This is a genomic window from Streptomyces spiramyceticus (assembly GCF_028807635.1).
In the GTDB taxonomy this organism is placed as follows: domain Bacteria; phylum Actinomycetota; class Actinomycetes; order Streptomycetales; family Streptomycetaceae; genus Streptomyces; species Streptomyces spiramyceticus.
In genome coordinates, this window is sequence record NZ_JARBAX010000002.1 from 174,937 (window position 1) to 201,025 (window position 26,089).

Consider the following 26,089-nt stretch of genomic DNA (forward strand, 5'->3'; position numbering starts at 1 on the left):
ACACCCCCTCCCCGCAGCACCGCGTCCCGACCGCCACCGAAGGAGTTCCGATGTCATCGCCGTCCGCCGCCCCCCTCGACCATCCCCGGGCCGAGGACAGGAGCGAGGCGTTCCAGCAGTGGGCCGACGAGGTCCGCGCTGCCACCACCGACCGCCCGCTGGGCGTCGGAGGCGCCCGTCCCGTCCCCGCCGGACGGACCGCAGTGGTGCGCCTGCCTCTCGACCCCGCTCTGCGGGCGGCGGTCGGACGCACGGCCCGCGAGCACGCGGTCACCCCACTGACCGTCGGCCTCGCCGCGCTGGCCGTGACCCTGACGCGGCGTACGGGTACGGACCGTGCGGTGGCGGGGGCGCTGCGGGTACCTGTCGTGCTCGCGGTACGGGACGACCTGACCCGCGCCGAGCTGCTGGCCGGTACGGACCTCGCGCTGGAGCGGTCCCTCTCGCTCTGGACCGACGGTACGGACGCGCAGATCCCGGACCATGCGGTGGAGTTCCGGCACGGTGCGGCCCCCACCACGCTGTCCGGCGCCCGCGAGATCGGCATCGCGCTGTGCGACGGCGACCCCGCCGAGGGCGTCGCCCACCTCGTGGCGCTGTACAACGCCGACCGGTACACCGAGGACAGCGTCTCGGCACTCCTCGGTCAACTGCGCACCGTCCTGCGTACGTTGACGGGCGAAGAGCCCGTGACCGCCGGCGCTCTGCCGCTGCTGGACGAGGCCGAGCAGCAGGCATTGCTGGGCCTCGGGACCGGCGACCCGCTGCCGGAGGACGGCCGCGAGCCGGTGCACGCACAGGTCGCCGCGCTCGCCGCCGCCGACCCCGGCCGCATCGCACTTGTCTGCGGGGACGAGCAGGTCACACGGGGCGAACTCGACGCGTGGGCCGGGCGGATCGCCGCCCGGCTGGCCTCGGCCGGTGTCGGACCCGGCGACCGCGTCGGCATCCTCGCCGACCGCTCCACGGCCATGGTCGCGGCGGTGCTCGGCGCCGTCCGCACCGGAGCCGCCTACGTACCCGTCGACCCGGCCAACCCCGACGAGCGGATCGCCGCGGTGCTCACCGACGCCCGGGTCTCCGCCGTCGTGGTGACCGGCGCGCTCGGGCAGCCGGTCGCCCCGCTCGGTGTGGGCGTCGTGACGGCGGACGAGTCCGCGGTGCGGGGGGAGAGCGAGGCCCTGTCGGCGGCGGGCTCGCGGGACGAGGCCAACATCGACGAGCCTGCGGTACGGCGGGACGGGAAGTTCCTGCCCGGTGCCCTAACCGGCCTGCGGGACGCCGCCGTCGTGCCCGCCGCGGGCGGCCGCGCGGTGGCGCCTGACGCCGGCGAGCCCGGGCAGCGCAGCACCCCGATCGGCCCGGGCGACGCCGCCTACCTCATCTACACCTCCGGCAGCACCGGCACCCCCAAGGGCGTGGTGGTCGAGCACGCCCAGCTGGCCGCCTCCACCCGGGCCCGCCGGGAGGTCTACCCCGGCGAGCCGGTCTTCCTGCTGCTCTCCCCGCTCGCATTCGACTCCTCGGTCGCCGGGCTCTGGGGCACTCTCACCGCCGGTGGCCGCCTGGTCGTCGCCGGGCCGGACGAGTTCCGCGACCCGGACGCCCTGCTGAAACTCGTCGAACGGCACGCGGTCACACACCTGTTGTGCGTCCCGTCCCTGTACGACACGCTGCTCGCCGCGGGCGAGCGGCTCGGCCTGTCCCGGCTCGCCTCCCTGACCACGGTGATCACAGCCGGCGAGGCGCTCCCGGAGGCCCTGCTGCGCCGGCACGCCGAGGCGCTCGGCAGCGCAGCCGTGCTCGTCAACGAGTACGGGCCGACCGAGGCCACCGTCTGGGCCAGCTACCGGCGCTTCGACACGGCCGGACCGGTCGACATCGGCGGCCCCGTACCGGGCACGCGGCTCTACGTCCTGGACGAGGCCGGCCGCCTGGTGCCGCCCGGCATCACCGGCGAGCTCCACATCGGCGGCGCCGGCGTCTCCCGGGGCTACTTCGGCCGCCCCGACGCCACGTCACGGGTGTTCACCGCCGACCCCTTCGCTGGAGAGGACGCTCGGATGTACCGCACCGGCGACCTGGTGCGCTGGTCCGGCGCCGGCACCCTTGAGTTCCTCGGGCGCCGCGACAACCAGGTGAAGATCCGCGGCCATCGCGTCGAACTCGGCGCCGTGGAATCCGCGTTGCGCGCCTGCCCCGGTATCCGCGAGGCCGTGGTCGTACCGGACTCCGCCGGCACCCGGCTCACTGCATTCGTGGTCACCGCCGCACCGGACGAGCTGCCCGCCGTACGGGAGAGGCTGGTGCGGACGCTGCCCGAGGCTGCGGTCCCGTCCACGCTGCATGCACTGGACGCCTTCCCGGTCACGGTCAACGGCAAGGCCGACCGTGCCGCGCTGGCCGCGCTGGTCGAGCAGGAGGCGCAGTCGGTGGCGCCGGCGATGCCCGCGCCGTCGAGCGGTGACCCCCTCGGCCAGGTCTCGGCCGCGTGGGCGGAAGTCCTGCAGGTCTCCTCCGTGCCGGGTGACGTCAACTTCTTCGATCTCGGCGGGCACTCGCTGCTGATCATCCGCCTCCAGGACGCCCTGGGACGCCATACCGGCGTACGGCCGTCCGTCGTCGACCTGTTCCGCTGCTCCACGGTGAACGCGCAGGCCGAGCTCGTCCGGGCCGGCGCCGCAGCGGGCCCCGGCACGGCAGCACCGGCGAACGACCGGGCCGAGCGGGCCCGCCGCGAACGCGTCGCCCGCGCCCGCCAGCGCCGCGTACAGCAGGGAGCGGCCCGATGACCGGCTTCCCACGGCGTACCGATGAGACCGCTGAGACCGCGCACGAGCGGTACTCCCAGGAAACCGCGCACGAGCGATACTCCGACGAAGCGGAGCGCGACCGCTCCCTGGACATCGCCGTCACCGGTATGGCCGGACGCTTCCCCGGAGCCGCCGACATCCCCTCCTGGTGGCAGGCACTGCTCCGCGGCGAGATCCTCACCACCCGCCTCGACCGCCGCACACTCCTGGACGCCGGCGAGTCCGCGAACGTACTGGACGACCCCGACTACGTGCCCGTACGAGGGCTGCTCGACGACGCCGACCGGTTCGACCACGAGCTGTTCGGCATCAGCCGGCGCGAGGCCGAACTCATGGACCCGCAGCACCGGTTGATGCTGGAGGCCGCCTGGACCGCGCTGGAGGACGCGGGCTGCGACCCCACCGCCGAGCCACGGGTCACCGGCGTCTACGCCTCCGCCAGCAGCAGCGCGTACCTGCGCGCCATGCTCACGTCGAACACCCTGGACGCGGCGGGCGTCGAGGAGGCCCTGCGGGCCAACGAGCCCGACTACATGGCGACCCGGATCGCCTACCGGCTCGGCTTGACCGGCCCTGCTCTCAGCGTGCTGACCGCCTGCTCCTCCTCACTGGTCGCGGTGCACCTCGCCGTACAGGCCCTGTTGAACGGGGAGTGCGAACAGGCCGTGGTCGTCGCCGCGGCAGTCGACTTCCCCCAGGCCGGACACGTCCACCTGCCGGGCGGCATCCTCTCCGCGTCCGGCGAGTGCCGGCCCTTCGACGCGGAAGCCGACGGCGCGCTTGCCGGATCCGGGGTCGTGGCCGTGGTCCTGCGCCCCTACGAGGACGCCGCCGCCGACGGCTGCGACCCGTACGGGGTGATCATCGGGACGGCCGTCAACAACGACGGCTCCGCGAAGGCCGGCTACCAGGCGCCCTCCGCCACCGGCCAGGAGGCGGTTATCCGCGCCGCCCTCGCGGCCGCGGACATCGAGGCCGACTCCCTCGGCTACCTGGAAGCGCATGCCACCGGTACCCGCGTCGGCGACCCGATCGAGTGGTCGGCCGCCTCGTCCGTCCTGCGCGAACTCGGCGCCCGCCCGGGCGGGATCGCCGTCGGCGCCGTCAAGGCCAACATCGGCCACCTCGACGCGGCCTCGGGTCTGGTCTCGCTCATCAAGACCCTGCTGGTGGTCCGGGAGGGCGAAGTGCCACCCGTGGCCGGGTTCCGCAGCCTCAACCCGCTGCTGGAGACGGATGGTTCGCCGCTGTACGTGCCCACCGGGCGCCTGGACTGGGACGGCGGACCGGGACCGCGCCGGGCGGGCGTCAGCTCCTTCGGTATCGGCGGTACGAACGCCCACGTCGTTGTCGAGCAGGCGCGGTTGCGGCCCACGACAGGCGAGCGCAACCCAGCTGACCGTCCCGCGACCGTCGGGCACGAGCAGGTACGGCCCGCGTCCGGTGAGGGAGCCATGACCGACGAGCGGCCACTGGAACGCCCCCCGACCGACCAGGTGTTGATGCTCTCGGCCGCCGACCCCGACGCCCTCGCGCGCGCGGCGCACCGGCTCGCGGACCGTCTCCCTGAGCTCCATTCAGTGGCGCTCGCCGACATCGCCCACACCCTGGCGACCGGCCGTGCCCGGCTGCCCCACCGCACCGCCGTCGCGGGCCGCACCCACCAAGAGCTGGCCGACCGGCTGCGCACTCTCGCCGCGTCGGTGAGGGGGAACGAGGCGGGGACCGCGACCGCGTCCAGGGCCGGATCCGTGTACAAGGCGGCCGCCACCTCCGCGCCCGTCGTCCTCCTGCTGCCCGGTCAGGGCAGCCAGCGTCCCGGCATGGCCCGGCCGTTCCAGCAGGCGCTGCCCGGGTTCGATGCCGCGCTGGAGGAGTGCCTCGGGCACTTCGGGCCCGCCCTGGCGGCACAGTTGCGCACCGCCCTGTTCGACCCGGAGTTCCCGGCCGGTGAGCTGGCCCGTACGGAACTGGCGCAGCCCGCGCTGTTCTGCGTCGAGTTCGCGGTGGCCACGGCGCTCACCGGCCTCGGGCTTCGCCCCGTCGCGCTCGCCGGGCACAGCCTCGGCGAGATCACCGCCGCCGCACTGTCCGGCGTACTCGGGCTCGCGGACGCCGCCGATCTGGTGACCGTACGCGGCGGGGCCATGCAGGCCTGCCCGCCGGGTGCGATGGTCTCCCTCGCCGTGGGCGAGGAGCGGGCCCTGGAGCTGGCGGAGCGGTTCTCGGCGACGAGCGGACACCGGCTGGAGCTGGCCGCGGTCAACACCACCGAGAGCGCTGTGCTGGCCGGGCCCGTGGAAGCCGTGGACGCCTTCCAGGCATGGATCGGCGACCGCGAGACCACACGCCGGCTGCGTACCAGCCACGCCTTCCACACCGGGATGCTCGACCCGGCCGTGGTCCGGCTGCGGGAGGCTGCGGCGGGGATCACCCTCGGCCGCCCCGCACTGCCGTACCTGGCCAACGCCACCGGGACGCTCGTTGCGGCCGGGAGCGCCGTCGAGGCCGGTTCCTTCGCCGAACAGGCCCGCAGCGCGGTGCGGTTCGCGACCGGTCTGGCCGCGATCGCGGAGGCGTTCCCGGGGGCCGTGGCCGTCGAAGCCGGACCCGGCAAGGCCCTGAGCGGGATGGCCGAGGCCGCGGGGCTGACCGCGGTGGCGCTCAGCCCCGGGCGCTCCGAACGCCCTGGCGAGGAGACGCTGCTGGCTCTGGCGGAGCTGTGGGCCATGGGCCTGCCCGTGGACCCGGCCGACCTGACCGGTCCCGGCCGCCCGGCGCACCTGCCCGGGTACGCCTTCGCGGGGCCGCGCCTGCTGGCACCGGCGGCGGCCGTCCGTACGGCCCTGATTGCGGCGCCCGTCGCGGTCCCGGCAGAGCAGGAGCCCGTACCGGCGGCGGAGAAGACTCCGGCCGAATCGGTCGCGGCCCTGTGGACGGACCTGCTGGGCAGCACCGGGCTGTCGCCCGACTCCGACTTCTTCGACCTCGGCGGGGACTCGCTGCTGGTCGTGAGGCTCGCCCGCCGGATCGGCGAGGACCTCGGTGTCCGCGTCCCGGTCCGCGACCTCATGACCGGCTCGACGCTGGCTCAGCAGACGGCGGTCGTGGAAACCCTTCTCGCGGCGGGAGACCTGCGATGACGAACTGGCTGAGATGCGCCACCCCGCGCTCCGAGGCGGCGTACCGGCTCGTGTGCTTTCCGCACGCGGGCGGTTCGGCCCCCTTCTTCCACAGCTGGGCGGAGGGGCTCCCGGAGTACGAGGTCCACGCGGTCTGCTACCCGGGGCGGGCGTCCCGGCTCGACGAGCCGTTGCCGACCAGTCTGCTGCCGCTGGCCGCGGACATCGCGGAGGCGGTACGACCGCTGCTCGACCGGCCCGTGGCCTTCCTCGGCCACAGCATGGGCGCGGTGGTCGCCTTCGAGACGGCCAGGCTGCTCCAGGCCGAGGGCCACCCGGTCGCCCACCTCTTCGCCTCAGGCGCCCGCGCCCCGCACCTGGCGCACCCCGAGGGCCCCGAGGCGGCCGGCATGGACGACGACGCCATCGCGGACGCCCTGGTGTCACTGGGCGGAACCGATGCCGAACTGCTGGCCGACCCGGACTTCCGCGAACTGGTACTCCCGTACGTCTGCGGCGACTTCAGGATGTTCGACGCCTACGTCCACCGGCTCGGCGCGCTGACCTGCGACGTCACCGCCATCGCGGGCGACGCGGACCCGCAGGTGGGAACCCAGCACGCGGCGGCGTGGGCAGAGGTGACCGAGGGACGGTTCACGCACCACACCATGCCGGGAGACCACTTCTACCTCACGTCGAACCCGCCCTTCCGGCTGATCGAAGCGGCCTTCTCGGCGGGGGTGCCGCAGAGTGTTCGCTAGCCTCCTCCCGGCATCGCGGAACGGCCGCGTCGTCGCATGCGGCGCGGCCGTGGACGCCATCGCGGTGGGCATGTTCCTCGCCGCCGCCACGCTCTACTTCGTAGGCATCGTCGGCATCCCGGCGGTCGCGGTCGGCGGCGCGCTCACCGCCGCCAATGTGCTGGGGCTGCTCAGCCCGGCGCCTTTCGGGGCGCTGGCGGGGCGGATCGGCGCGCTGCCCGTCTATGTGGGGCTGACGCTGGTGCGGGCGGCGGGCTTCGTCTCGTACGCGTTCGTCGAGGAGTACGTCGGCTACTTCGCCGTCACCTGCCTGATCACGGCTGCCACGCGGGCGGCGATGCCGCTGCTCCAGGTCATCGTGGGCGAGCTGGAGCAGGAGGACCAGCGGACCAGGACCATGGCTTCGCTGCGAGCGGTGAGCAACGTCGGAATGACCGCGGGCTTTCTGCTCGCGGCCGTCATCCAGGCGGCCGGCTCCAAGGCGGCGTTCGTCGCGCTCTTCGCCTTCAACGGGGCCGCGTTCGTGGCGGTGGCTCTGCTGATCGCGGGGGCCGGCCGGTCGGCGGGCCTGCACCCGTCACCCCGGAAGAACCCCAGCCCGTCACCCGGGAAGGGGACGACGGCGGCGGCCGGGACCGGCGGTCCGTCTCCCTATCGGGACCGCCGCTTCGTGACGGCCGCGCTGGCCAACTCCGTACTCCTGCTCAACGATTCGATCCTGTTCATCCTGGTGCCGCTGTGGATGACCCAGCAGGCCGGACTGCCCGGGGGCGCGAGTTCCGTCGTCCTCGCCGTCAACACCGTGCTGACGGTGGTCCTCCAGGTGTACGTCGCCCGCTTCGCGCAGGGCGTCGCCAAGGCGCTGCGGCTGCTGCGGCTGGCCTGTCTGCCGCTGGTCCTGTCCTGCGTGCTCTTCGCGGCGGCGGACGGACAGGGCGTCGTCGTCGCCCTGGTGGCCGTGGTCCTCGCGGTGGTGGCGCTCACCGTCGGCGAGAACCTGCATGCGGTGGCGGCCTGGGAGCTGTCCTACGAGATGGCCCACCCTCGGTCGCGGCCGCAGTACTTGTCCCTGTTCAGCATGGGCATGAGTGCGCAGCTGATCGTGGGCCCCTTCCTGATGACGGCCTTCGTCCTGCCCGCGGGCACGGCCGGCTGGCTGGTCGTCGCCCTGCTCTTCGTGGCCGCGACGGCCGCTTTCTCCATAGCCGCCCGCGCTTCTGGCGAGCGGGCAGCGCCGCCGGCACCCGTGGTCCCCACGACCGTCTCCTCACCTTCCTGACTCCCCTTGACTTCCTGACCTTCCTGAAGGGCTCTTGCCATGGCTGACCTCAACCCGGCCTCCACGCCGGACCATTTCCTGCTGTTCGCGATCGGCCCCCGCCTCGACTTCGCCGCACGTCTGCGGGCCCTGGACGAGTCGGCTCGTATCTCGGTGATCTGCCGTCCCGAACACCTGTCCCGGATCACCGAGTCGGGTAACTATCTGCGGGTCCTCGCCGTGCGCCAGGACGCCCCGATGGACGAGGTCGTCGCGCTGGCGCGCACCGTCCATGAGCTTGAGCCGGTCACCCGGATCACCACCTTCTGGGAGCACGACCAGGACCGTGCCGCCGCCGTGGGCGCGGCGCTCGGTGTCGCCACCCACAGCCCCGAAACGGTGCGCCTGGTGCAGGACAAGCACGCGATGCGTGAGCGGCTGCGTGAGGCGGGGGTGGAGGACACGGCCGCGGGCCGCGCGTACGGCGAGGCGGACCTGCTGGCGTTCGGCGAGAGCGCCGGATACCCCTTCATCGTGAAGCCGACAGCCGGCACGGCGAGCTTCGGCGTCACCCTCGTCCACTCCCCGGAGGAGGCCGCGGCGGCCTACCGTACGGCGACCGGCGACTTCCCGGGCATCGCCAGGCTCGGGGTCCTGGCGGAGCAGTACCACAGCGGCCCGCAGTACAGCGTGGAGGCGTTCTCGGAGGCGGCCGAGCATGTGGTGGTCGCCATCACGCGCAAGTACTCGGACCCCAAGAACATGGTGGAGCTGGGCCACGTCCTGCCGGCGCCGCTGGAGCCGGCCACCCAGGAAGCGATCGGCGACCACGTGGGGCGCGTCCTCGACGCCCTGGGCGTGGAGTTCGGGCCGACGCACACCGAGATCGTGCTCACGGCGGACGGCCCGCGCATCATCGAGACCCACCTGCGCGTGGGCGGCGACGAGATCTTCAACCTGACCAAGGACGCGGTCGGCGTCGACATGATCGACTTCCAGACCCGGCAGGCGTTCGGCGACAAGGTCCTCCCGGACATCCGCGCCATCCTGGAGTCCGACCGCGCCCCGCGCTGCGAGGCCATCTGGTACACGGCTCCCGAGGCTTCCGGCACGTTCATGGGCCTGGCGGACGGGGACGAGGCGAGCTCGAACCCCGACGTCACGGTGCTTCTGACTCCTGGCGAGCAGCTCACCGGCCACGGTTCGTTCGCCCGTATCGCCCGCGCCCGCGCGTCGGCCCCGAACGCCGAGGACGCACTCGCCCGTGCACGCTCGACGGTCAACGGCCTGTCGTTCGTCTTCCGCGTCGCATCGGCGGAACCCGGAACGGTCTGACTCCGGTCGCGACGGCTCGAACGCACCCGTGCAGCGACGGTCACCGGTCGCTGGGGCTGTTGGACAGCCGGTCCAGCCATTCGGTCATCAGGCCGGTCTCGGCGGCACTGAGGGGCGAGGTCGATGACCGGCGCAGCAGGGCGTTCAACCGGGCCGCGGTGGACGGCACTTGTGCTGCGTCGGTGTCCTTTCCGGAGCCTCCGGAGCTGCCCCGGCCGGCGGACACGTCCCGGGTGAAGATGGCGGCGTGCACCGCGTCCCGTACGCGCGTCGACGTGCTCATGTCCGTGAAGGCGGAAGGGCGGGCGACGAGCATCAGGGCCACGCCGACGTTGGCCGACATGACCATCTGCGCGGCCAGCTCGGGAGCGAGCCTCAGCTTGCCCTGCGCCGCGGCCCGTTCCAGGTCGCGGGTCAGGATCTGGTGAGACTCCAGCGCCGCGGCCGGCGGTGTGCGCATCGCAGGTGAATTCATCAGGCGGTACAGGTTCGGGTTCTCCAGTGCGAAGTCCACGTGAGTGTCCCAGCCGTTGCGCAGATCCTCGATCGGATCCGCGCCGCGACTGTACTGCCGCTTCGTCGCGAGGTACTTGTCGAAACCGTGGTCGACGACGGCCGACAGCAGACCCTCCTTGTCACCGAAGTGACGGTAGAGCGCCGGTGCGCCGACCTGCGCCGCCTCGCAGACGGCCCGGGTGGAGATGTCCCCGTCCGGAGACCGCGCGACCAGATCGGCCGCCACTTCCAGGATGCGCGCTCGCGTGCTCATGGGAGTGACGCTATCAAGCACGCTGTAGCGACGCTACGCAGGCTCGGGAGCGCGAACACGAGGGGTGTTTGTCATCTTCTGTTCCGGTTACCTCTCCCAGGAGCACTATGTGTGACTACGCAAGGAGAAGGCTGTGGTCCGCTCCCCGTCCCGATCGCAGAACACCTACACAGAACCGTCGCCCTTGCTCGGCATCTACCTCAACGACCACCTGGCGGGATCGGTCGCAGGCCTCGAACTGGCGCGTCGTATGGCGAAGGCCCACGCCGGCTCGGCGGTCGGCTCCGCGCTGCGGCCCATCGCGGCCGAGATCGCTCAGGACCGGGCGGCACTGCTGGAGATCATGAGCGAGTTCGGCATCCCGGCCCGCCGCTACAAGGTCTGCGCGGGCTGGCTGACCGAGAAGGTGACCCGGCTCAAGAGCAATGGCCGTCTCGTACGTCGTTCTCCGCTCAGCACCATGGTGGAGCTGGAGACGCTGCGGCTGGGCGTGGAGGGCAAGGCGGCGGCCTGGAAGGCGCTCCGCCTGCTGACCGACGGCGGGCCGCGGCTCGACCCCGAAGTGCTGGACTTGCTCCTGGAGCGTGCGGAGGGCCAGATTCAGGTTCTTGAGGAGCTGCGCCTCCAGCAGGCAGAAGCAGCCTTCCGGGGCGCATAGACGTGGAGGGCCGCATACCGACGGTGGGGGTGGAGGAGGAGTACTTTCTCGTCCACCCCGGCACGCGAGCCGTGGAAGCGGCAGCCGGCGCAGTGGTCGCGCGTGCGTCTGCGGTACTGGGCGATCTTGTCTCCGGCGAGTTCACCGCGTACCAGGTCGAGGGCAGGACACCGCCGTGCTCGGGATCCGAGGACCTTCGTAAGCGGCTGACCGGTGTGAGGGCGGCGGTCTCGGCGGCGGCCGGGGAGGAAGGCCTGCGCCTGTGCGCATCCGGTACGCCGGTCATCGGGGGCGACGGGCCGCCGGTCGTCGGCGACCACCCGCGCTACCGGGCGGGGGTGAAGCAGTACCGCGCGATGCTCGACGACTTCGCCATCTGCGCGTTCCACGCACACGTAAATCTGCCCGACCGGGAGGCGGCCGTACTGGTCGGCAATCACCTCAGGCCGTGGCTGCCGCTCCTCGTGGCGATGAGCGCCAACTCCCCTTTCCACCGCGGGCAGGACACGGGATACGCGAGCTGGCGCTCGGTGGTCCGAGGGCGCTTTCCGTGTCTGGGGCCGCCGCCGTACGCCGAATCGCTGGCGCACTACGAGCAGCTCGCCACCGCGATGGAGGAATCGGAGGCACTGCTGGAGGCGGGCATTCCGTTCTGGGACGTCCGACCGAACCCGCGTCTGCCGACGCTGGAGATCCGCTCCATGGACGTGCCGGCGAACGTCGATGACACGGTGGCCCTCGCGGTTCTGATCAGGGCGCTCGTCGTGACCGCGGCGGCACAGGTCGAACGGGGCGACCCGGGGCCTCGCGTCTGCGGTGAGCTGCTGCGCGCGGCCTACTGGCGCGCGGCGCGCGACGGCTGGTCCGGCACGGGCGTCGACGCACTGACCGGCCGGATTCTTCCTGCCACTGTGCAGGCGGGGCGGCTCGTCGACCACGTCCGCCCCGCTCTGGACATGCACGGCGAGACGGAGCAGGTCACAGCATTCCTGCGGCGGCTGGCGACACGCGGAACCGGCGCTCAATGCCAGCGCGCCTCGGCCGAATCGCACGGGGGCTTCGCCGGAGTCGTCGACGACCTGATCGACCGCACCCGACCCGGGCGGGGCGTCACGCCGGAGTGAACGTCACCACCAGGACATCGCGGTACGCGGGAGTGGCGGGGTCCACCGGACGGATCGGTGAAACGCCGTGCAGGGTGATCCGGTCGTCACCCAGGAGCAGAGTCCCCGGTTCGCGGAGCGTCGTCGCCAGCAGCTGCCGCCCTTCCAGGTCGAACACCGAGCTTTCGCCACCGGAGGCATTGCGCCGGCCGACCAGAAGCGACGAGACGAGCGTGACGCCGTCGCGGTGCAGTCCCTCCGGTGTCGGCTGCCCGTCGGCATCGGCGGAGGCGACGACACGGAAGGGGTGGACTTTCGCATTCCACATGGCCGCGTCATCAAGAGCCGCGGCCATCCCGCCCAGCACGGCCAGTACGGAGCGCAGCACGGGATCGGCGGCGAAGGCGTCGGTCAGGGGATCAAAGTGGCGATCCACATCGACGTAGAGCGGATTGGTGTTGTCCGGCTGTACGAAGGGGATGTGTGGCAGCAGGGCGGTTTCCCCCGTATCCGCCGCGAAAGAGAACTGCCCGTAGCGACGGAGCCGGCAGGTGCCGCGCGCCGACGCGTATCGGTCCGTCGTCAGCGCATCCCAGTGGGAGGCGAAGCTCGCCCACGCGTCTTCGTCCGTACCGACGCAGGACATCAGAGCCGACGGCGGCATCAGACAGAGCGCCTTCTCCTCCAGGGCATGCTTGGCGGCCACAACGGCGTCGTTGTCGTTGTCCACGGGTCCATGCTGCCGCCGCCCTCTGCCGGGCGCATGCCAAACAAGCCGGAGCCGATTCAGAGCGCGAGACTCAGTGCGAAGACCAGGAAGAATGCCGCACAGAGCACGGCAATGATCACAATGGCGATGAGCGGCCCCCTCGCCCAGCCGCGCGGTGGTTCGACGCGCGGACCGGATCCTGAGGCCGTGCTCGCCTCGCCGGGCGGGGTCTCACCGGGTGGCACCGAGCCTCCGGGTTCCAGTCCGGGAGTCTTACGGGGGTCGGGGTCTGGATTGTCGGCGTTCATGCCGTGAGGGTGCCCGTCACCGGGTTTCTAAACAGCGCGCGACGGCGCTGACCGGCGGAGACTCGGGGGTCGGCCGCGCGGCGTACCAGGACGGACATCCCGCGCATATCCCGCGCCTGAATTGGCGCGCGGCACAGCCGTGTCGCTGTTGGGCCGAACGGGTGAGGGGCGGGAGAATGGCCGGATGCAGACACACCACGTGGGCCGGGTGGTCCGGTGAGCAGGTACGACGTCACCGACGAGCAGTGGGACGGGCTCGCCCAGGTACTGCCACTGCGCAGCAGGAACGAGTGGCCCTCCAGAGTCGATCACCAGACGCTGCCGCAGGAGTACGCCGCCGAGCAGCGACGGATGGTCGTGCTGCGCGTGCAGGTCTTCGCGGACGCGCGTGAGGTCGCCGAGTACCTCGTCGCGCAGATACCCGTGCTTCTGGATCTGACCGCCGCCGACACCGATGTGGCCAAAAGGATCCTGGACTTCAGCAGCGGCGTGGTCTTCGGCCTCGGCAGCGGGATGCACCGCGTCGACCGGAACGTCTTCCTCCTGGCGCCGGTCGGCATGGAGGTCGAGGGGGCCGAGGCCGCCGCCGTCCCTCAATCGTAGAAACGTCTGCCGGGCGGAACGGTTCGCCAGCGCCGCAGCCGCATACCGTCCGGCCATGACCGTCCTTTCCCGGGCCACAGCCCCCGGGTCCTCCGCAGAACACCGTGCCCCCACCGTCACCGAACTGCGGCTCTCCGCCTACAAGTCGCACCGTGGAGCGGTGTTTCCGCTCGGCCCGGTCACGCTCTTCGCCGGGGCCAGCGGCAGCGGCAAATCGAGCGTCCTCCATGTGTACGAGGCGCTGGCCCGTCTCGGTGGTGGTGCCGCGCTGGGGGCGGTGTTCCCGGACCCGGCGGGATGCGTGCCCGAGCGGGCGGGGCCCGACCGCCAGGGGCGGCGGGGATTCCGGATCGGCTGCACCGTCGACGGGCCCGTGGGCCCCGTACGCCTGGATCTCGCCGTACAGGCCGAACCGGAACTGCGCATCGTCGGCGAGCGTTTGACCTGTGACGGGCAGACCCTGCTCACCACCGCGCTGGTCGACCCCGGGCGCAGCACCGTTCAGGCGGCCTGGCATACGGCGGGCACCGTGCCGGTGACGCGGGCGCCGCTGCCCGACGACCGGCTCGGGACCGCGCTGCTGCCCCTGCGCGTGGCCGGCACGACGGCGGGGCAGCTGAGGGTGCTTGCCGCCGCCGAGCAGGTGGTGGTCGCGCTGCGCTCGGTGTTCGCGTGCGATCCGCAGCCCTCGCGGATGCGGGAACCGGTGGCCGTGGGCGACGCCAGGCTGCGGCGCGGCTGTGACAACCTCGCGGAGGTTCTGCGGCGTACGCACACCCAGTGCGCCAAGCGGCATGCGCGGCTGGCGGCCATGGCGCGCTCCGGGTGCGTCGGGCCGGTGGAGGCGCTGACGGTGGAGGAGCTCGCGGACGGGACGGTACGGGCGCTGCTGGGCCGGGGCGGGCCACTGCGGGCCACGCCACTCGGCCGGCTCGGGGACGGCGAGTTGAGGTATCTGGCGCTCGCGCTGGTGCTGCTGACCGGGCCCGGAGTGCTCGCCATGGACGCCGTCGCGGAGGTGCCTTCGGCGATGCAGGCGCTCACCGTCCTCGCGGACGGCTTCGACCGGTCCCTGGACGGGACGCAGGCACGGGAACTGGCGGCACTGGCTTCTGCGATCTGCGCGGACGGGCACATCAGGCTGGTGGGGACGGTCGCGGACGGGGCGTATGCGCGCGGGGCGGACGGGGTGACGGTGGTAGACCTGGGGCCGTGACGAGCGAACAACACGAAGTAAAGGCACTGCAGCGCAGGCTGGCCGAATTCGCGGCGGCTCGGGGCTGGGAGCCGTACCACACGCCGAAGAACCTGGCGGTGGCGCTGAGCGTGGAGGCGTCCGAACTGGTGGAGATCTTCCAGTGGTTGACACCCGAGGAGTCGGCGCGGGTGATGGAGGATCCGACGTCCGCGCACAGGGTGACGGACGAGGTCGCGGACGTTCTGGCGTACTTGCTGCAGTTCAGTGAGGTGCTGGGGATTGATGTGCTGGCGGCCCTGGCCGCCAAGATTGACCGGAACGAGCTGCGGTTTCCGGTGCCGGAAACAAAGGATCGTCACTCTTCGGAGTGAGCAACTTATCCGAAACCCTCTTGGTGTCCACAGATTTCGCCATAGCTCTGGCGTTCTGGTACCCACACACTCACTCTGGGTAGTGGATAGGAGAACGGTACGCGAAAGACGCGGGCCATCGTACGGACGGGGGCGGCGCATGGACGCGGTAAGGCTCATCGGGCAGAGCCGGGCAGCGCTGGCGCAGAGCCGGGCAGCGCTGGACATCCTGGTGGAGGCGTGGCAGGCACAGGCACTGGCTCAGGCGATCGGCGGCCAACTGGCGGTGAGCGGACCGCCGGAGCTGAGAGGCGAGGCGCGCGGGCTCAGTGAGGTGGGAGGCCGGGGCTGCGGGGTGTTCGAAGGACCGGCGCTGCGGGCCGGGGGACTGGGCTTCACCGGGGGTCAGCCCCCGGACATCCGGCCGCGGGCCGCGCAATTATCCGAAGTGTCCGACACACGCGGGGCGTTGACGGGACTCGGCGGGCTGCTGGGCGAGGTGGGAATCGCGCTCGTCGGGGTCGCGTGTGCCACCGACGAGGAAGGGCTCTACTGGCAGTGCATCGAGGGGATCGACGCCGCCGACGAGTCGAGTGACCGGGTGCGCGGGATGTTGCGCCGGCTCACGGTGCGGGAGCAGGACAGAATGCGCAGCGCTGCTCGCGACTCGGCGACGGAGCCGTCATGAAGAGGCCCCCTTCAGGAGGAGCGGCCGCTGACCGGGCTGCCGGAGCCGGAGCCGGTGTTGTCGTGGGTGCTGCCGCCGGTGCTCTCACCGGTGCTGTCGTCTCCGGCGGTCGGCGGGCGGTCGCCGGAGGACTGCAGATCGGCGTCGAGCTGCGAGATGTCGGCGGTCAGTGCCGCCATCAGTTCCTCCATCTGCTGGAGCAGGCCCTTGGGCGCTCCCGGCTGCTGCTGGGGTACGGCCTGTTCTGGCACGGATTCCTGGGACATGGCGGCCTCCTCGGCCCTGGCCCTCCCCACGGGGGAGAGCGGTGTCGCGTGCGACGCGCCGACAGCGGCCGCCGGCGCGAGGGCCGGGCGGTCCGGCTCCGCCCGAGCCAACGATCACCCCGGGCGCCGGTCACTGGCGGGGTCGTGCGCGGGCCGCCGGGGCGACGGAAGTTCACCCGACCGAGCATGAGGGGGACGGGCGAGGAAGGCGGCGTTGACGACAGTTCGAAGGTGCAGGATGGAAGCATGGATCTTCGAATCTTCACGGAGCCCCAGCAAGGGGCGAGCTACGACACCCTGCTCAGCGTCGCCAAGGCCGCCGAGGACCTCGGATTTGATGCCTTCTACCGCTCTGACCACTATCTGCACATGGGTCCCGGCGACGGTCTGCCCGGACCGACCGACGCCTGGATCACACTGGCCGGGCTCGCCCGCGAGACCAGGCGCATCCGGCTGGGAACGCTGATGACGGCAGGTACGTTCCGCCTGCCGGGCGTGCTGGCGATCCAGGTGGCGCAGGTCGACCAGATGTCGGGCGGCCGGGTCGAACTGGGCCTGGGCGCAGGCTGGTTCGAGGAGGAGCACCGGGCGTACGGCATTCCGTTCCCGAAGGAGAAGTTCGGCAGGCTGGAGGAGCAGCTGGCCATCGTCACCGGGCTGTGGGCGACCGAGGTGGGCAGGACGTTCAGCTACGACGGGACGTACTACCAGCTGACCGACTCGCCCGCGCTGCCCAAGCCGGCCCAGTCCAAGGTGCCGGTGCTGATCGGCGGGCACGGTGCGACCCGCACGCCGAGGCTGGCCGCGCAGTACGCCGACGAGTTCAATATCCCCTTCGCCTCGCTGGAGGACAGCGAGCGGCAGTTCGGGCGGGTCAGGGCGGCCGCCGAGAAGGCCGGGCGGAAGCCGGACGACCTGGTGTACTCCAACGCGCTGGTGGTGTGTGTGGGCAAGGACGACATGGAGGTGGCGCGGCGGGCGGCGGCCATTGGGCGTGACGTGGAGGAGCTCAAGGCGAACGGGCTGGCAGGCTCGCCCGCCGAGGTCGTCGACAAGATCGGCCAGTACGGCGAGATCGGTGCGTCCCGTGTCTACCTCCAGATGCTCGACCTGGACGCTCTCGACCACCTTGAGCTGATCTCTTCGCAGGTCCAGTCGCAGCTGAGCTAGGAGCACCCGTGCAGCCCGTCCGTACTCTCGCCGCCGCCCTCGCCGACACCACCGTCGTCCTCGACGGCGGTCTGTCCAACCAGCTGGAGGCGCAGGGCTGCGACCTGTCCGACGAGCTCTGGTCGGCGCGGCTGCTCGCCGACGGTCCGGAGCAGATCGCGGCGGCGCACGCGGCGTATGTGCGGGCCGGCGCGCAGGTGTTGATCACCTCCAGCTATCAGGCGACGTTCGAGGGCTTCGCGCGGCGGGGCGTCGGGCGGAGCGAGGCCGCGGGGCTGCTGGCGCGCAGCGTCGAACTGGCCCGTGGGGCAGGGGAGTCCGGGGACCGGGAGGTGTGGGTGGCGGCCTCGGTCGGTCCCTACGGGGCGATGCTCGCCGACGGCAGCGAGTACCGCGGGCGGTACGGCCTGTCGGTGCTGGGGCTGGAGCGCTTCCACCGGCCGCGGATCGAAGCCCTCGTCGCTGCGGGGCCCGATGTGCTCGCGTTGGAGACGGTGCCCGACACCGATGAGGCGGAGGCGCTGCTGGCGGCCGCCGAGGGGTGCGGGGTGCCCGTCTGGCTCTCGTACAGCATCGCCGGCGAGCGTACCCGGGCCGGCCAGCGGCTGGACGCGGCCTTCGCGGTGGCCGAGGGCAACGACCAGGTGATCGCCGTGGGGGTCAACTGCTGCGAGCCGCGTGACGCGGACCGGGCGGTGGAGCTCGCGGCGTCGGTGACCGGGAAGCCGGTGGTCGTCTATCCGAACAGCGGCGAGCAGTGGGACGCGGAGCGGAGGAGATGGCGTGGCGGGGGGACGTACGACCCGGCGCGGGTAGGCGCGTGGCGGGCGTCCGGGGCCCGGCTGGTCGGTGGCTGCTGCCGGGTCGGGCCGGGGGAGATCGCCGAGCTCACCCGGCTCCTGTGAAATGAAGGAGGGGGGATAAACCCATGGTCAGGGCGGGTGAAGCGGGCAATACTCTGACGCGTGTTCCTGACGATCAGTACTACCGGCAATCAGGAGCGTCCCGCGACCGACCTCGGATTCCTGCTGCACAAGCACCCCGACAAAGCGCAGACGTTCTCCACTTCCCACGGCACGGCGCATGTCTTCTACCCCGAGGCATCCGTCGAGCGGTGCAAGGCCGCGCTGCTGCTGGAGGTGGATCCGGTGGCGCTGGTGCGGCGCGGCAAGGGCAAGGGCCGCGGCGGTTCGCCCGACTCCGCGCTCGCGCAGTACGTCAACGACCGGCCGTACGCCGCGTCGTCGCTGCTGGCCGTCGCGCTGAGCACCGTCTTCAAGACCGCTCTGCACGGCGTGTGCAACGCGCTTCCCGAGCGCGCCGAGGCCCCGCTGCCGCTGCGCATCGAGGTGCCTGCGCTGCCCGCACGGGGCGGCGCCGAGCTGGTGACGAAGCTGTTCGCGCCGCTGGGCTGGACCACGGTGGAGGCGCAGCCTGTCGCGCTGGACGAGCAGTTCCCGGAGTGGGGCGACTCGCGCTACGTACAGCTCGTACTGGAAGGGGAGCTGCGGCTCGCCGATGCCCTGCGGCAGCTCTATGTGCTGCTGCCGGTGCTGGACGACGCCAAGCACTACTGGGTCGCGCCCGACGAGGTCGACAAGCTGCTGCGGGCAGGTGAGGGCTGGCTGGCCGAGCACCCCGAGCAGAAGCTGATAACCAGCCGGTACCTGTCGCGCCGCTGGGGTCTGACCCGGCAGGCGATGGAGCGCCTCGAACTGGTCCGCCTCGCCGAGGCCGACGACCTGGAGGTCGAGGAGATCGACAACGCCGTCGACGAGACGACGGACACGGAGGACAAGCCCGTGCCGCTCGCCGTCCAGCGGCGCGACGCGATCCTTCAGGCGCTCCAAGAGGCCGGGGCGAGCAGGGTGCTCGACCTGGGATGCGGGCAGGGCCAGTTGGTGCAGGCACTGCTAAAGGACGTGAAGTTCAGCGAGATCGTGGGCGTGGATGTGTCCATGCGCGCGCTCACCGTCGCCTCGCGGCGGCTGAAGCTCGACAGGATGGGCGAGCGCCAGGCCGGTCGCGTCAAGCTGATGCAGGGCTCTCTCACGTACACGGACAAGCGGCTCAAGGGATACGACGCGGCCGTGCTCAGCGAGGTCGTCGAGCACCTCGACCTGCCGCGACTGCCCGCTCTGGAGTACGCGGTGTTCGGTTCGGCGCGGCCACGGACCGTGCTCGTGACCACGCCGAACGTCGAGTACAACGTGCGCTGGGACACCCTGCCCGCCGGGCACGCGCGGCACGGCGACCACCGCTTCGAATGGACGCGGGAGGAGTTCCGCGACTGGGCGCGCAAGGTGGCCGAACGGCACGGGTACGGCGTCGAGTTCGTACCCGTCGGACCGGACGACCCCGAAGTCGGGCCGCCCACCCAGATGGCTGTGTTCACAGTGACCGCCCAGGACAAGCAGAACGAGAAGGAGGTGAAGGCCGCATGACCACCACGACCCGCAAGCTCCCCGTCACCGACCTGTCCCTCGTGGTCCTGATCGGTGCCACCGGATCCGGCAAGTCCACTTTTGCGCGCCGGCACTTCAAGCCGACCGAGATCCTGTCCTCGGACTTCTGCCGCGGCCTCGTCGCCGACGACGAGAACGACCAGAGCGCGAGCGGCGACGCCTTCGACGTCCTGCACTACATCGCGGGCAAGCGGCTCGAAGCGGGCCGGCTGACCGTCGTCGACGCCACCAGCGTGCAGTCCGAGAGCCGCAAGCAGCTCGTTCAGCTGGCCAGGAAGTACGACGTACTGCCGATCGCCATCGTCCTCGACCTGCCGGAAGAGGTCTGCGCGGAGCGCAACGCCGCGCGTCCCGACCGGGCCGGGATGCCCCGCCACGTCATCCAGCGCCACCGGCGCGAGCTGCGCCGTTCGCTGCGGAGCCTGGAGCGTGAGGGCTTCCGCAAGGTGCACATCCTGCGCAGCGTGGAGGATGTCGAGGCGGCCGAGATCGTGCTGGAGCGGCGCTTCAACGACCTCACCCACCTCACCGGTCCCTTCGACATCATCGGCGACATCCACGGCTGCCGCTCCGAGCTGGAGACCCTGCTCACCAAGCTCGGTTACGTCGACGGGGCGCACCCCGGAGGCCGCACCGCCGTCTTCGTCGGCGACCTCGTCGACCGCGGCCCCGACAGCCCCGGCGTGCTGCGCCGGGTGATGGGCATGGTCGCCACCGGCAACGCGCTCTGCGTGCCCGGGAACCACGAGAACAAGCTCGGCCGTTACCTCAAGGGCAGAAACGTCCAGCACACGCACGGACTCGCCGAGACCATCGAGCAGTTGGAGAAGGAGGACGACACCTTCAAGGAGCAGGTGCGGGAGTTCATCGACGGCCTCGTCAGCCACTACGTCCTCGACGGCGGCAGCCTTGTCGTGTGCCACGCCGGTCTGCCCGAGAAGTACCACGGCCGCACCTCGGGCCGGGTCCGCTCGCACGCGCTGTACGGCGACACGACCGGCGAGACCGACGAGTTCGGCCTGCCCGTGCGCTACCCGTGGGCCGAGGACTACCGCGGCCGCGCGGCCGTCGTCTACGGCCACACGCCCGTGCCCAACACCTCTTGGATCAACAACACCATCTGCCTGGACACCGGCGCGGTCTTCGGCGGCAAAATGACCGCGCTGCGCTGGCCGGAACGCGAGCTCGTCGACGTACCTGCCGAGCAGGTCTGGTACGAGCCGGTCAAGCCGCTCACCACCGAGGCGCCGGGCGGACACGACGGCCGTCCGCTGGACCTCGCCGATGTGCACGGGCGCCGGATCGTCGAGACCCGGCACATGGGACGGCTCGCCGTACGCGAGGAGAACGCCGCCGCCGCGCTCGAAGTCATGAGCCGCTTCGCGGTCGACCCGCGCCTGCTCGCCTATCTGCCGCCGACGATGTCCCCGACCGGTACGTCGCACGTCGACGGCTACTTGGAGCACCCGGCCGAGGCCTTCGCGACGTACAAGGCGGACGGCGTCGAGCGGGTCGTGTGCGAGGAGAAGCACATGGGCTCGCGCGCGGTGGCTCTGGTCTGCCGGGACGCGGACGCGGCGCGCGAGCGGTTCGGAGCGGACGGCCCGACCGGCGTCATCCACACCCGCACCGGCCGCCCTTTCTTCGACGAAGAGACGGTCACCGAGCAGATCCTCGACCGGCTGCGTACCGCCGTGACCGAGGCAGGGCTCTGGGACGAGCTCCAGACCGACTGGCTGCTGCTCGACGCGGAGTTGATGCCCTGGTCCCTCAAGGCGTCCGGTCTCCTGCGCCACCAGTACGCCGCGGTGGGCGCCGCATCCCGCGCCGTCTTCCCGGGCGCCGTCGCGGCGCTCGAAGCGGCCGCCGCCCGTGGCGTCGAAGTGAAGGGGCTGCTGGCGACGCAGCGCGAACGTGCTGCCGACGCGGCCGCCTTCACCGATGCGTACCGGCGCTACTGCTGGGCGACCGAAGGGCTGGAGGGCGTACGGCTCGCACCGTTCCAGCTGCTCGCCGTCCAGGGGCGGTCGCTGGCCGCCGTACCGCACGACGAACAGCTGGCCTGGCTGGACCGGCTGGTGGAGCACGACCCGACCGCCCTCCTGCAGACCACCCGTCGGCTGATCGTCGACACCGGCGACCCGGAATCGGTGCAGTCCGGCATCGACTGGTGGCTGGAAATGACCAGCCGGGGCGGCGAGGGCATGGTCGTCAAGCCGCTCCAGGCCCTCGTACGGGACGGGAAGAACCGGCTCGTGCAGCCGGGCATCAAGGTGCGCGGCCGTGAGTACCTGCGGATCGTCTACGGCCCCGAGTACACGCGCCCGGAGCAGCTGGCCAAGCTGCGCAACCGGTTCCTCGGCCACAAGCGGTCGCTGGCGCTGCGTGAGTACGCGCTGGGGCTCGAAGCGCTGGACCGGCTGGCCGAAGGGGAGCCGCTGTGGCGGATCCACGAGGCGGTCTTCGCGGTGCTCGCACTGGAATCGGAGCCGGTCGACCCCCGGCTGTGACGCGCGGATGTCCCCGGCTGTGACCGCCGCTGTGACCGCGCCTCTCCCTGTGCGAAGCCTCTCCCTGTGCGAAGTGGAATCGCTTCGCACAGGGAGCGCCCACAGGGACGCACGTGGGGCCCGGCTCGGTCAGGATGGGGGGATGGGATTCCATGTCGATTCCGAGACCGGGCGGCTGCGCCGCGTCATCCTCCACAGACCGGATCTGGAGCTCAAGCGCCTCACCCCCACCAACAAGGACGCGCTGCTCTTCGACGACCTCTTGTGGGTGCGCCGCGCCCGTCAGGAGCATGACGGCTTCGCCGATGTGCTCCGCGACCGAGGGGTGGACGTGCACCTCTTCGGTGATCTGCTGCGCGAGTCGCTGGAGATTCCGGCGGCCAAGAACATGGTCCTCGACCGGGTCTTCGACGAGAAGGAGTACGGCCCGCTGGCCACCGGCGTCCTGCGGGATGCGTTCGACGGCCTTTCCCTGGCCGATCTGACCGAGGCACTGGTCGGCGGCATGACGAAGCGGGAGTACCTGGACCGGCACACCGAGCCGACCTCCGTCCGGTTCCACGTCATGGACCTGGACGACTTCCTGGTCAAGCCGCTGCCCAACCACATCTTCACCCGCGACACATCGGCCTGGATCTACGACGGCGTGTCCATCAACGCGATGCGCTGGCCGGCGCGGCAGCGCGAGACCGTCCACTTCGAGGCGATCTACAAGCACCATCCGCTCTTCAAGAGCCCCGAGGCGGGCGACTTCCACACCTGGTCGGAGGGGCAGCACGACTACCCTTCCACCATCGAGGGCGGAGACGTCCTGGTCATCGGCAACGGCGCGGTGCTGATCGGAATGAGCGAGCGCACCACCCCGCAGGCCGTGGAGATGCTGGCCCGCGGTCTCTTCGCGGCAGGTTCCGCGACGACCATCGTGGCGCTCGACATGCCCAAGCGGCGGGCGTTCATGCACCTCGACACGGTGATGACGATGGTCGACGTCGACACGTTCACCCAGTACGCCGGGCTCGGGATGCTCCGCTCGTACACCATCGAACCGGGCGTCGGCGAGCGCGCGTTGAAGGTGTCCGACCACCCGCCCGAGCACATGCACCGTGCCATCGCCGCCGCCCTGGGACTGCGCGAGATCCGGGTACTGACCGCCACGCAGGATGTTCATGCAGCGGAGCGAGAGCAGTGGGACGACGGCTGCAATGTGCTGGCGGTCGAGCCCGGCGTGGTGGTGGCGTACGAGCGCAACGTCACGACCAACACGCACCTGCGCAAGCAGGGCATCGAGGTCATCGAGATCCGTGGCAGCGAGCTGGGCAGAGGCCGGGGCGGGCCACGGTGCATGAGCTGCCCGGTCGAACGCGAAGCTGTATAGTGATGCGTTCATTCGTATACACTTCCACGGTCCCCGCATTCGCGACCCAGGAGCAGCCACCATGGCGATAGACCTCGCAGGCCGCCACCTCCTCAAGGAGCTGGACTTCACCGCCGAGGAGTTCCGCGGCTTGATCGATCTCGCCGCCGAGCTCAAGGCGGCCAAGAAGGCGGGCGCCGAGGTGCCGCGGCTGCGCGGCAGGAATGTCGCGTTGATCTTCGAGAAGACCTCCACCCGCACTCGCTGCGCGTTCGAGGTCGCCGCAGCCGACCAGGGTGCGTCGACGACGTACCTCGACCCCTCCGGCTCCCAGATCGGGCACAAGGAGTCGGTGAAGGACACCGCGCGCGTGCTGGGCCGGATGTTCGACGGCATCGAGTACCGCGGTGACAGCCAGGCCGCCGTCGAGGAGCTGGCGGCGTACGCCGGGGTCCCCGTCTTCAACGGGCTCACCGACGACTGGCACCCCACCCAGATGCTCGCGGACGTGCTCACCATGACCGAGCACACCGCCAAGCCCCTGGAGCAGATCGCATTCGCCTACCTGGGTGACGCCCGCTTCAACATGGGCAACTCCTACCTCGTCACCGGCGCGCTGCTCGGCATGGACGTACGCATCGTGGCGCCCAAGGCCTACTGGCCGGCCGAGGAGATCGTCGCGCAGGCCCGCAAGGCCGCCGAGTTCAGCGGCGCCCGCATCACGCTCACCGAGGACGTCGCCGACGGTGTCCTCGGCGCCGACTTCGTCGCCACCGATGTGTGGGTGTCGATGGGGGAGCCCAAGGAGGTCTGGGCCGAGCGCATCGAGGCCCTCACTCCGTACGCCGTGACCATGGATGTACTGCGCGCCACCGGGAACGCGGACGTGAAGTTCCTGCACTGTCTGCCCGCGTTCCACGACCTCGGCACCAAGGTCGGCCGCGACATCCACGAGCAGTACGGCCTCACCGAGCTGGAAGTCACCGACGAGGTGTTCGAGTCGCCGCACTCGGTCGTCTTCGACGAGGCCGAGAACCGGCTGCACACCATCAAGGCGGTACTGGTCGCCACCATGGCCGGCGCCGAATAGCCGCCGAACAGCCGTCCAGTAGTCGCCGAAGGGGGCGCCGAACAGCCGTACCGCCCGGTCAGCCGTACCGCCCGGTCAGCCCGGCGGTGCGGCGGGCGGCCCCGCGGCCGGTCCCGCAAGCGTGAACCAGACCGCCTTGCCCTGCTCGGTGACGCGGTGCCCGCAGTCCGTGCTGAGCGTGCGGATCAGCAGCAGCCCCCGCCCGTGCTCCTGCCACGGGTCGGGGCACAGGTCCTCGGGCGTACTGTCCAGCCTGCCCGGCGGGGCCCAGGCGGCGTCGTGCACCTCGACCTGGCACCCCGACGGCAGCAGCTCCACCACCAGCCTGATCGGCTCGTCGCCGGTCGTGTGCTCCACGGCGTTCGCGACCAGCTCGGCGGTGAGCAGCTCCGCCGTTTCGCTGTCCGCGGGACCCTCGGCGGCCGAGATGTCGGCGAGCGCCGCACGGATCAGGGCGCGCGCGATCGGCACCGCGGCCGTGGTGTGCGGCAGCGCGACGCGCCACGAATCCGGGCCTGCTGCCTCCAGCAAGGCGTAATACCCCCTTTCGGGCATCAAGAGGATCAAGAGGGATCAAGAGGTCGATCTTTCAACCATACGAAGTGCAATGCGGTATCACCCAACGGCCTCGTCAGAGGCTCGATATCGCGCACTCGTGACGGCGGTCACAGATCGGTGATAACTTTGAGCGGCAGGCACCAGCCCCGCCGGTCGAAGGAGCCTTGCCCCATGAGCCCCTTTCCCAGCTCAGCTCCTCGTACGCAGCAATGGCGCCATCTGCGCCTGACCACCGACGACGGCGTCGCCACCGTCACCCTCGCCCGGCCCGAGAAGCTCAACGCCCTGACCTTCGGCGCGTACGCCGACCTGCGCGACCTCCTTGCCGAGCTGGCCCGCGAACGCTCCGTGCGCGCCCTCGTGCTCAGTGGGGAAGGCCGCGGCTTCTGCTCGGGCGGAGACGTCGACGAGATCATCGGCGCGACGCTCTCCATGGACACCGCGCAGCTCCTCGACTTCAACCGGATGACCGGCCAGGTCGTACGGGCGCTGCGCGAATGCCCCTTCCCCGTGATCGCCGCCCTGCACGGCGTGGCCGCGGGAGCGGGCGCCGTGCTCGCCCTCGCCGCCGACTTCCGGATCGCCGACCCGTCCGCCCGGTTCGCCTTCCTCTTCACCAAGGTCGGCCTCTCCGGCGGCGACATGGGCGCGGCGTATCTGCTGCCCCGCGTCGTCGGGCTCGGGCACGCCACCCGGCTGCTGATGCTCGGCGACCCCGTACGCGCACCCGAGGCCGAACGGATCGGCCTGATCAGCGAAATGACGGACGAGGGGCAGGCGGACGCCCGAGCCGCCGAGCTCGCCCGACGGCTCGCGGACGGTCCGGCCCTCGCGTACGCGCAGACGAAGGCACTGCTCACCGCCGAGCTCGACATGCCGCTCGCGGCCGCCGTCGAGCTCGACGCTGCCACCCAGGCACTCCTGATGAACGGCGACGACTACGCCGAATTCCACGCCGCCTTCACCGAGAAGCGGCCGCCGAAGTGGCAGGGGCGGTAGGG

The 26,089-nt window shown here is 71.4% G+C and carries 23 protein-coding genes; 18 read left to right on the forward strand and 5 right to left on the reverse strand.

Annotation, left to right across the window (positions count from 1 at the left end; all coding sequences use genetic code 11):
• The first annotated feature begins 50 nt into the window (after positions 1-50).
• From PXH83_RS24470 to PXH83_RS24490, 5 genes are read left to right on the forward strand one after another with little or no spacing between them, the layout of a single operon-like run.
• Positions 51-2,792 (forward strand): non-ribosomal peptide synthetase, encoded by a 2,742-nt coding sequence (locus PXH83_RS24470; protein WP_274563192.1) that lies wholly within the window; start codon positions 51-53, stop codon positions 2,790-2,792.
• A complete protein-coding gene (locus PXH83_RS24475) occupies positions 2,789-5,956 on the forward strand; it encodes a type I polyketide synthase (protein WP_274563193.1) in 3,168 nt (1,055 codons plus the stop codon). Before PXH83_RS24470 ends, PXH83_RS24475 begins: the two co-directional genes overlap by 4 nt.
• Positions 5,953-6,696 carry a thioesterase II family protein gene (locus PXH83_RS24480; RefSeq protein ID WP_274563194.1) on the forward strand — a complete coding sequence of 248 codons (744 nt, stop codon included), beginning with the start codon at positions 5,953-5,955 and terminating at the stop codon, positions 6,694-6,696. The genes PXH83_RS24475 and PXH83_RS24480 overlap by 4 nt, the downstream gene beginning before the upstream one ends.
• Positions 6,686-7,975, forward strand: a complete 1,290-nt coding sequence (locus PXH83_RS24485; protein WP_274563195.1) for an MFS transporter — start codon at positions 6,686-6,688, stop codon at positions 7,973-7,975. Before PXH83_RS24480 ends, PXH83_RS24485 begins: the two co-directional genes overlap by 11 nt.
• A 39-nt stretch (positions 7,976-8,014) precedes the next feature.
• On the forward strand, positions 8,015-9,289 hold the full coding sequence (locus tag PXH83_RS24490) for an ATP-grasp domain-containing protein (protein WP_274563196.1): 1,275 nt from the start codon (positions 8,015-8,017) through the stop codon (positions 9,287-9,289).
• A 40-nt stretch (positions 9,290-9,329) separates the two neighbouring features.
• On the opposite strand, the gene PXH83_RS24495 is transcribed toward PXH83_RS24490, so the two are convergent.
• The gene (locus PXH83_RS24495; protein ID WP_274563197.1) at positions 9,330-10,058 is read right to left on the reverse strand and encodes a TetR/AcrR family transcriptional regulator; all 729 of its coding nucleotides are present in this window, start codon (positions 10,056-10,058) and stop codon (positions 9,330-9,332) included.
• A 133-nt stretch (positions 10,059-10,191) separates the two neighbouring features.
• Here PXH83_RS24495 and PXH83_RS24500 point away from each other — a divergent pair, with 133 nt between their 5' ends.
• Entirely contained in the window at positions 10,192-10,716 is a 525-nt protein-coding gene (locus PXH83_RS24500; RefSeq protein ID WP_274563198.1) for a hypothetical protein, read from the forward strand.
• A gap of 2 nt (positions 10,717-10,718) precedes the next feature.
• Entirely contained in the window at positions 10,719-11,840 is a 1,122-nt protein-coding gene (locus PXH83_RS24505) for a carboxylate-amine ligase (protein WP_274563199.1), read from the forward strand.
• Here PXH83_RS24505 and PXH83_RS24510 read toward each other — a convergent pair.
• The gene (locus PXH83_RS24510) at positions 11,827-12,549 is read right to left on the reverse strand and encodes a 2OG-Fe dioxygenase family protein (RefSeq protein WP_274563200.1); all 723 of its coding nucleotides are present in this window, start codon (positions 12,547-12,549) and stop codon (positions 11,827-11,829) included. The genes PXH83_RS24505 and PXH83_RS24510 overlap by 14 nt on opposite strands.
• Before the next feature lie 56 nt (positions 12,550-12,605).
• Entirely contained in the window at positions 12,606-12,836 is a 231-nt protein-coding gene (locus tag PXH83_RS24515) for a DUF6480 family protein (protein ID WP_274563201.1), read from the reverse strand.
• Positions 12,837-13,052: 216 nt separating this feature from the next.
• Between PXH83_RS24515 and PXH83_RS24520 the strand changes: the two genes are divergently transcribed.
• The 4 genes from PXH83_RS24520 (at position 13,053) to PXH83_RS24535 (ending at position 15,675) form a co-directional block, all read left to right on the forward strand.
• A complete protein-coding gene (locus PXH83_RS24520) occupies positions 13,053-13,439 on the forward strand; it encodes a cell division protein SepF (protein WP_274563202.1) in 387 nt (128 codons plus the stop codon).
• A gap of 55 nt (positions 13,440-13,494) precedes the next feature.
• Complete coding sequence (locus PXH83_RS24525) at positions 13,495-14,655, forward strand: AAA family ATPase (protein ID WP_274563203.1); 1,161 nt, start codon at positions 13,495-13,497, stop codon at positions 14,653-14,655.
• Positions 14,652-15,008 (forward strand): nucleotide pyrophosphohydrolase, encoded by a 357-nt coding sequence (locus tag PXH83_RS24530; protein ID WP_274563206.1) that lies wholly within the window; start codon positions 14,652-14,654, stop codon positions 15,006-15,008. Before PXH83_RS24525 ends, PXH83_RS24530 begins: the two co-directional genes overlap by 4 nt.
• 139 nt (positions 15,009-15,147) lie before the next feature.
• Complete coding sequence (locus PXH83_RS24535; protein ID WP_274563208.1) at positions 15,148-15,675, forward strand: DUF6099 family protein; 528 nt, start codon at positions 15,148-15,150, stop codon at positions 15,673-15,675.
• An 11-nt stretch (positions 15,676-15,686) separates the two neighbouring features.
• On the opposite strand, the gene PXH83_RS24540 is transcribed toward PXH83_RS24535, so the two are convergent.
• A complete protein-coding gene (locus PXH83_RS24540) occupies positions 15,687-15,941 on the reverse strand; it encodes a hypothetical protein (protein ID WP_274563209.1) in 255 nt (84 codons plus the stop codon).
• Positions 15,942-16,187: 246 nt separating this feature from the next.
• On the opposite strand from PXH83_RS24540, the gene PXH83_RS24545 reads away from it, so the two are divergent.
• The 6 genes from PXH83_RS24545 to argF all read left to right on the forward strand — a co-directional run bounded on the left by PXH83_RS24545 (position 16,188) and on the right by argF (position 24,530).
• Entirely contained in the window at positions 16,188-17,111 is a 924-nt protein-coding gene (locus PXH83_RS24545; protein ID WP_274563210.1) for an LLM class F420-dependent oxidoreductase, read from the forward strand.
• Positions 17,112-17,119: 8 nt separating this feature from the next.
• Positions 17,120-18,016 (forward strand): homocysteine S-methyltransferase, encoded by an 897-nt coding sequence (gene mmuM / locus PXH83_RS24550; protein ID WP_274563211.1) that lies wholly within the window; start codon positions 17,120-17,122, stop codon positions 18,014-18,016.
• Positions 18,017-18,076: 60 nt separating this feature from the next.
• Complete coding sequence (locus PXH83_RS24555) at positions 18,077-19,555, forward strand: 3' terminal RNA ribose 2'-O-methyltransferase Hen1 (RefSeq protein ID WP_274563212.1); 1,479 nt, start codon at positions 18,077-18,079, stop codon at positions 19,553-19,555.
• Positions 19,552-22,086: a polynucleotide kinase-phosphatase gene (locus PXH83_RS24560; RefSeq protein ID WP_274563215.1), complete on the forward strand. Its 2,535-nt coding sequence runs from the start codon at positions 19,552-19,554 to the stop codon at positions 22,084-22,086. Before PXH83_RS24555 ends, PXH83_RS24560 begins: the two co-directional genes overlap by 4 nt.
• Positions 22,087-22,228: 142 nt before the next feature.
• A complete protein-coding gene (locus tag PXH83_RS24565) occupies positions 22,229-23,461 on the forward strand; it encodes an arginine deiminase (protein ID WP_274563217.1) in 1,233 nt (410 codons plus the stop codon).
• A 61-nt stretch (positions 23,462-23,522) separates the two neighbouring features.
• The gene (argF, locus tag PXH83_RS24570) at positions 23,523-24,530 is read left to right on the forward strand and encodes an ornithine carbamoyltransferase (RefSeq protein ID WP_274563219.1); all 1,008 of its coding nucleotides are present in this window, start codon (positions 23,523-23,525) and stop codon (positions 24,528-24,530) included.
• 75 nt (positions 24,531-24,605) lie between these two features.
• On the opposite strand, the gene PXH83_RS24575 is transcribed toward argF, so the two are convergent.
• Positions 24,606-25,085: an ATP-binding protein gene (locus PXH83_RS24575; protein ID WP_420803243.1), complete on the reverse strand. Its 480-nt coding sequence runs from the start codon at positions 25,083-25,085 to the stop codon at positions 24,606-24,608.
• Between the two features lie 174 nt (positions 25,086-25,259).
• Between PXH83_RS24575 and PXH83_RS24580 the strand changes: the two genes are divergently transcribed.
• A complete protein-coding gene (locus PXH83_RS24580) occupies positions 25,260-26,087 on the forward strand; it encodes an enoyl-CoA hydratase family protein (RefSeq protein WP_274563222.1) in 828 nt (275 codons plus the stop codon).
• Positions 26,088-26,089: the final 2 nt, after the last annotated feature.

What these genes read in the sequence shown, in the direction of transcription:
- PXH83_RS24470 (WP_274563192.1), top strand. Translation starts at nt 51, where the DNA reads ATGTCATCGCCGTCCGCCGCCCCCCTCGACCATCCCCGGGCCGAGGAC.
- PXH83_RS24475 (WP_274563193.1), top strand. Translation starts at nt 2,789, where the DNA reads ATGACCGGCTTCCCACGGCGTACCGATGAGACCGCTGAGACCGCGCAC.
- PXH83_RS24480 (WP_274563194.1), top strand. Translation starts at nt 5,953, where the DNA reads ATGACGAACTGGCTGAGATGCGCCACCCCGCGCTCCGAGGCGGCGTAC.
- PXH83_RS24490 (WP_274563196.1), top strand. Translation starts at nt 8,015, where the DNA reads ATGGCTGACCTCAACCCGGCCTCCACGCCGGACCATTTCCTGCTGTTC.
- PXH83_RS24495 (WP_274563197.1), bottom strand. Translation starts at nt 10,058, where the DNA reads ATGAGCACGCGAGCGCGCATCCTGGAAGTGGCGGCCGATCTGGTCGCG.
- PXH83_RS24515 (WP_274563201.1), bottom strand. Translation starts at nt 12,836, where the DNA reads ATGAACGCCGACAATCCAGACCCCGACCCCCGTAAGACTCCCGGACTG.
- PXH83_RS24525 (WP_274563203.1), top strand. Translation starts at nt 13,495, where the DNA reads ATGACCGTCCTTTCCCGGGCCACAGCCCCCGGGTCCTCCGCAGAACAC.
- PXH83_RS24535 (WP_274563208.1), top strand. Translation starts at nt 15,148, where the DNA reads ATGGACGCGGTAAGGCTCATCGGGCAGAGCCGGGCAGCGCTGGCGCAG.
- PXH83_RS24540 (WP_274563209.1), bottom strand. Translation starts at nt 15,941, where the DNA reads ATGTCCCAGGAATCCGTGCCAGAACAGGCCGTACCCCAGCAGCAGCCG.
- PXH83_RS24545 (WP_274563210.1), top strand. Translation starts at nt 16,188, where the DNA reads ATGGATCTTCGAATCTTCACGGAGCCCCAGCAAGGGGCGAGCTACGAC.
- PXH83_RS24560 (WP_274563215.1), top strand. Translation starts at nt 19,552, where the DNA reads ATGACCACCACGACCCGCAAGCTCCCCGTCACCGACCTGTCCCTCGTG.
- PXH83_RS24565 (WP_274563217.1), top strand. Translation starts at nt 22,229, where the DNA reads ATGGGATTCCATGTCGATTCCGAGACCGGGCGGCTGCGCCGCGTCATC.
- argF (WP_274563219.1), top strand. Translation starts at nt 23,523, where the DNA reads ATGGCGATAGACCTCGCAGGCCGCCACCTCCTCAAGGAGCTGGACTTC.
- PXH83_RS24575 (WP_420803243.1), bottom strand. Translation starts at nt 25,085, where the DNA reads ATGCCCGAAAGGGGGTATTACGCCTTGCTGGAGGCAGCAGGCCCGGAT.
- PXH83_RS24580 (WP_274563222.1), top strand. Translation starts at nt 25,260, where the DNA reads ATGAGCCCCTTTCCCAGCTCAGCTCCTCGTACGCAGCAATGGCGCCAT.